Origin of the sequence: Lentilactobacillus sp. TOM.63 (assembly GCF_030361045.1) — a bacterium.
Taxonomy (GTDB): domain Bacteria; phylum Bacillota; class Bacilli; order Lactobacillales; family Lactobacillaceae; genus Lentilactobacillus; species Lentilactobacillus dabitei.
This window is the reverse complement of record NZ_JAUCAP010000113.1, coordinates 1-5,198: the sequence shown is the minus strand read 5'-3', so window position 1 is coordinate 5,198 and position 5,198 is coordinate 1. Positions and strand designations below refer to the sequence as shown.

Below are 5,198 nucleotides of genomic sequence, written 5' to 3'. Positions count from 1 at the left end.
AAGCCCAAAAGTTTTGGGGTGGCCATTTATGGTCACACAGCTACTACATGAGCACGCTTGGCAACATGAGCAGGGAAATTGTTGAACACTATATCGATAATCAACGCTGATAACACCCTTCGGTGTTAGTTTGTGCATTCATCTACCTGGTTAAAACCAGGAGATTTCTGCGAATCCTTTCATTAAAAGGATTTGCGAAAGTTGATTCAGCTATTTTCAGGTCTTGAAAGACCTTTTCAGAACCGGCCGACTATCCTATAATTAGGAATCATAATAAAGTGAGGCGTTCATATGAAGAAAATTGCTGTTTACTGTGGTGCAAGTTCAGGAAATACCCCCATCTATTCCCAATCAGCAATTCAATTAGCTGACTGGTTCATTGAAAACCATTACGACTTAATCTACGGAGGTGGCGGCGTTGGCTTAATGGGAGTCATCTCCGATCGGATCCTAAAGCAAGGCGGTCTCGTCCAGGGCGTCATGACGAAACAATTAGTCCAACGATGAGCAGAATCCCCTCAACTCGCCTCACTGTCAGAATTGATTGTGGTCAAAGACATGTCTGAACGAAAGGCTAAAATGATGCAGATGTCCGATGGCTGTATTGCATTGCCAGGCGGCGTCGGCACTTTAGAAGAAATTATTCAATCGTTTTCTTGGGCAAGATTGGGAGACAATCCGAATCCGTGCGTGTTCTATAACATCAACGATTACTACCGACCATTAATTCAAATGTTCGATAAGATGGTATCAGAGGGATTTTTAACCGCCGCAGACAGAAAAAAAGTCCTATTCTCTGATTCACTAACCGAAATAAGGTCATTCATGGAGAGTTATGTACCGCCGAGAGTCAGGACATATGACCACTGAGCCGAATAACTGGATTAAGTGTTTTTTGATCCAGGTATGCAGAATTAATTAAAAGTTCACTGCATGCGACAAATGGCTGATTTCCGCCATTTAAACCAAAAAAGCAATGCATTCCCAAAAATCAGGATGCGTTGCTTTTTTCACTTAAATTCTAGGATCAAATTGCCTTTTCCATCTCATACTCACACTAGCCATTCAACTGCATCAAGTGTGTAAGTCCCATCGACCACTGTGATTTCCACATGATGTTCGCCAGTTGGCAAACCAGTGAATAAGCCATTTTCCGTACGGTCTTCAGCCGTTTGAGGTTGCATATTCCAAGCCAGGACTTGGTTATCGACAACTACTTTCAAATGACAGCCAGCTTCCTGTTTGCCAATCAATGAAAATCCACTGCCGGCAAAATCAAATGAAACAGTCGTTGGCTGCTGGTCACTTCCAGTTCCAAATGAGAGGGTGCGATTCCATTTTGTGTTTCCCAGGCCGCAAACATGATTCCAGCTCCCAGTATACGAAATGGCATCGTCAAGATCATCTAAACGGCGAGAAATCAGTGAACTGTTTGTGGCAGCCTTCTTGATGATCAGTTTTTCAATCTGAGTATGATAATAACCACAACCGATTTTTATCCGGCCGCTAAATTTTGGATTATCCGTATCCGTAAAATTGAAAACAACTTTTCCATCAACGGTTGCCTCTAAAGTGTTGCCATTTGCAGAAAACCTAATTTGATGAGTTTTCGTTAACGCTAATTGATCGACATGTGCTAATTTAACGACTCGGTCTTCTTTAACCAGCTCGCAGAGACCGTCTGTGTACAGTTTAAACACATATGGGGCGCTCTCAAGTCTACCTTTAACATCCGTTAACTCGCGCAAGCCAATTCCGAAATAGTTTCCGGTTGGTGAATTCTGAACCGTTTGGTGATCGAACTTCATAGACACATTAACCGCATAATCAGTTCATTTATCGTCACCGATCGTGAAGTTCGGCGCAAACGAGTACTCCCAGTCAAGGGCCCGTTGATCCTCAGTAATCATCTGTTGCAAGACGTTTCTGCCTTTTGATTTAACGATTTCAAATGCGCCACCCTGATCAGCGGTATATCTTGGAGTATTACCCCGCAGACTCAAATAATTGTCAGGATACTTGGCATAAGAGAAATCATCCTCGTAAAGGATCCCGTTGTCGCCATCGATCCCAAGGGTGTAATCGTCATGGCGGCTTTCAATTCTGTGATAAGCCACCTCATCATAGTTTTCCAAGCTCAACGTGGTGGCAGTCACAATTGAATGGGGATTCACCACAATGTCTACCGTGCCGGCGGTTATCTCAAGCTTTTCCCGGACGCGCTTCAAGTTGGTGTCATAGTCTTGATCCGAATTTTCAGGACCCATACTCTCCCAAATTGCAAGCTTCTGATTGGGGGCTAAATTGACATTTTTAATGGCAACATGATACGTTCGAGTTTGCGAACTGTCATTCACCATTATAACTGAAAAGTTTTGCTTATCCGGCGCCATCAACGTCAAATAACTGGGGGCCTCCCGATTATGATCCAAGTTTTCAGTTCCACCAACGCCACTGTCACAGGCACTGGTTAGATAACGCCAGTCGCCTTCATCTGCCCAGCCGGCTTTGGCAAAGTCACTAAAATGCTTCATACACTGCAATCCAACATTGTCGACTTCGAAGTGGCCGGACCATGGCCGACTGGCCGCAATCAGTTCCTTATGACTGTAGTTGACTCCGGGGTAATACGCGGATACTGCTGGTTGGAAAATATAGAAGCTCCGGCGCGAGTTGACGTAACTCTTGATCAACCGGTTGGCCACATCCAGCCCGCTTTGTTTGCCGCCAATCCCGTCTCCATTTGACGCCTTAATCCGGTATTTGCCAAAGGTCATTGGGGCAATCCCTTCGCTGTACCACATTTCATGCTGAAAGTCATCTGCAAGCTTGGTGAACGGTTTGTTTGTCCCATCATCAGTATTATAGTGAAACCCAACTGCGGCCACTTTATCTTGTAGTTGCTTGTCGGCAATCATCATATCTCCGAAATCGCGTTCATAGTTTTGATCTGCGGCAATGATTTTGATTCGGTTATATTGATCAATCGGAAACCTAGCTGGAAATCCGGTGCGATCGTTTGCAATTCGATCAGCGAACCACTTGATCCATTGAACCATTGGGTGCTTGGTTTCATTTCGATCTGGATCAACGTAATCAATCAAATACCCATATTCCTGATAAGCTGCAACGATGGTCTGCTTGTACCATTGATACATCGGCTCAAAAGCAGATTCTGGCACCAACTTGTCGGGATCAGCGGATTTGACATTCACCCACAACTTGCGCAAAAATCCCGGTTCTCCCCATCTCAAGATAGCCGTTTTCAAAGCTGGCTGGAGTTCTTTGGCATCGGCCGCCAGTTGAAAGCCAGCTCCTCGTTTGACATTAGCGGCGTCATCGGCACTGCGCATTGTCGCCGGCTCGGTGCCAGACGAAGTATTGCCATCATCCCCCATTTCCAGCTTAATCATCCTCATCAAAGGATGCTTGCCGCCAAAGAGGATCTGGAGGATTTGATTATAGCTGTCCTCATGTTCCCACTTATAATCCAACAATAATCGTGAGGAATTGTTACAGCTCAGGTAGCCAAAACCTTTAAATGTATGACCATTCTTATCATCAAGGTCAAGCTGGTCACCATCAATTACAAAGTTTGTATGATTCATTTATACGATCTCCTAAAATAAAGTGAGCTGAACAAAGCGGTTAGAAACTGGAGCCTAAGTCTCCTCAAGCGGAAATTCCGGGCTTGGGATTTTTGAGGAAGGTGCTTAGGTGGAAGTTTCTGCTTTACGGAGCTGTCCTAGAATTACCAGATTCAAAAAGTAGTGGCCTGCACCACTCAATGGGCGACCACTGCTTTAATTAATCACTATTTGTCGGCTTTATAGTCGAGTGGCAAACTGTTCCAACGCTTCCGCAGATAAAATGCGGCGGCTTTTGGCTGACGATCTCTGGTGAAAATCCCCTTCTTATTACCGTTTACTCGCATATTACCTTCAACGGTTTGGAAGTCTGCCAAATTCCAAGGTTGCTCCCCACGAATAAAGTCGTAGGAATCGAAGACCCGATTAAACATTTCCAACAATTCAATTTGATATTCTTCGCTCCACATGATCGATGGTAATTTATGCAGCCCAGGCTCGGTATCAGCCCCGTATTCTGAGAAGACGATCGGCTTATCAATGTCAGACTTCTGCCACTCATCCAATTCAGCTCGCAAACCCGCTTCACCGTCAGAAATTTCATATCCCCACTTGTGGTACCAGCCAGGATAGCGGTTAAGCAAGTAAAAGTCTGGAAATTTAAGACACTTGGACGTTTCAAACGTATCGTCTTCATTCAGGGTAAAGGTCCGCGGACGCTTTTCCGGGTCCAGATCGGCACTGTCATTGAACAATTTCGTGAAATATGGAACCGCAGAATCACTGGAGGTATCAGGTTCGTTGCATAAGCTCCAGGCCAAGACACTTGGGTGATTTTTGTCCCGTTTGATCATATCCCTTACTTGATCAATGTGCTTCTTGTATAAGTCATCAATCCAATCGCCATCAAAGAACGACTGATCAAGGCCGCCAAGGAAGCTGGCAGCAGCCATTTTAAAACCAACCGCCGGAACTTCATCAGTAATCAGAATTCCTTCGCGATCCGCAAACTTATAGGCTTGTTCATCATATGGATAGTGTGAACTTCTATAGGAGTTTGCCCCAATCCACTTCATCAAATTCAGATCACGGCGCTCAACATTTAAGTCGAATGCCCGGCCAGCATAGATACTATCTTCATGACGACCGAACCCTTTTAAGTAAACTGGTTTGTGATTAACTAAAATTTGATGACCCTTAATTTCGATGGTTCGCAAACCAATTTCATCGCTATACTCATCAATGACGGTGTCCCCGTGCACTAATTGAATCTTAATTGTGTACAGGTAGGCATCGCGAACCTGCCAAAGGGTAGGGTTCTCAACCACCAAGTCGCCCTTTGCGCCGGTTGCGGTTGCCACAACGTGACCGGCTTCATCAGCTAAGCTCACTTTGATATCCGCATTAGAATCAGCTTCAACACTGTAATGAACTGTGGCCTGATCATCGCCCACTTCGTACGTGGTTGAATAGTCTTCAATATTTTCCTTTGGGATTGCGACCAAATGCACACTCCGGTTCAAACCAGAATAGTTATGGTAGATTGCAAATTTAATCCGAATTTTTGGACAAATTTGTCAGCATAACCTGATACGGTGTTTGCCAGTCGAG

3 protein-coding genes and 2 pseudogenes are annotated in these 5,198 nt (G+C 44.7%); 2 read left to right on the top strand and 3 right to left on the bottom strand.

Annotated features, from left to right (window positions below; genetic code table 11):
* A partial coding sequence (locus QUF07_RS13120) for a transposase (RefSeq protein WP_289427837.1) occupies positions 1 to 110 on the top strand: 110 nt, incomplete at its 5' end.
* A 181-nt stretch (positions 111 to 291) separates the two neighbouring features.
* A pseudogene (locus QUF07_RS13115) lies at positions 292 to 870 on the top strand (LOG family protein).
* A gap of 182 nt (positions 871 to 1,052) precedes the next feature.
* Here QUF07_RS13115 and QUF07_RS13110 read toward each other — a convergent pair.
* The 3 genes and pseudogenes from QUF07_RS13110 to QUF07_RS13100 form a co-directional block, all read right to left on the bottom strand.
* Positions 1,053 to 1,808 (bottom strand): hypothetical protein, encoded by a 756-nt coding sequence (locus tag QUF07_RS13110; protein ID WP_249778526.1) that lies wholly within the window; start codon positions 1,806 to 1,808, stop codon positions 1,053 to 1,055.
* Positions 1,809 to 1,832: 24 nt separating this feature from the next.
* Entirely contained in the window at positions 1,833 to 3,608 is a 1,776-nt protein-coding gene (locus tag QUF07_RS13105) for a glycoside hydrolase family 30 protein (RefSeq protein ID WP_289427834.1), read from the bottom strand.
* A 206-nt stretch (positions 3,609 to 3,814) separates the two neighbouring features.
* A pseudogene (locus QUF07_RS13100) lies at positions 3,815 to 5,137 on the bottom strand (glycoside hydrolase family 2 TIM barrel-domain containing protein); the annotation flags it as partial.
* Between the last annotated feature and the right edge of the window lie 61 nt (positions 5,138 to 5,198).